This is a genomic window from Curtobacterium sp. P97, from assembly GCF_023712445.1.
Classification (GTDB): domain Bacteria; phylum Actinomycetota; class Actinomycetes; order Actinomycetales; family Microbacteriaceae; genus Curtobacterium.
Genome location: NZ_JAMAYF010000209.1, coordinates 1 through 397, shown reverse-complemented (window position 1 = coordinate 397; position 397 = coordinate 1). Strand labels below are relative to the sequence as shown.

Genomic DNA, 397 nt, shown 5'->3' with positions numbered 1-397 from the left:
GTGGCGACCTCCTCGCTGGTGAGCGCGGCGAGGGTGAGCAGCACCTCGGCGTCGGAGGCTTCTCCGCCGACCGGGGGTGCGAAGACGGTGGCGTCGAGCTCGACACCACGGTTGTTGCCCCGCCCCGTGCGGGCCAGGTAGGCGGTGACGTCGGCGACCGCGAAGTGCTCGACCCCGCCCACGATCTGCACCGGCTCAGGGAAGGGGACCGCCGTCCCGCGTACTCGGGTGCGCGTGCGCCACATCGAGACCGCCGGGCGTTGCACTCCGGCCAAGTGAGCGATGTCGGTCAGGGTGAGCAGTGCGGGGGCGTCGATCGGCACGACGATCACCTCCCGGTTACGTGCACGGTTCAACTTAGCCGCCGCCCAGCTTGCTGCCGAACGCACCGCAGATA

Annotated in this window: 1 pseudogene; it reads right to left on the bottom strand. The window is 70.5% G+C overall.

Annotated elements, in window-relative coordinates:
• Positions 1-323, bottom strand: a pseudogene (locus M3677_RS17690) (hypothetical protein); the annotation flags it as partial.
• Between the last annotated feature and the right edge of the window lie 74 nt (positions 324-397).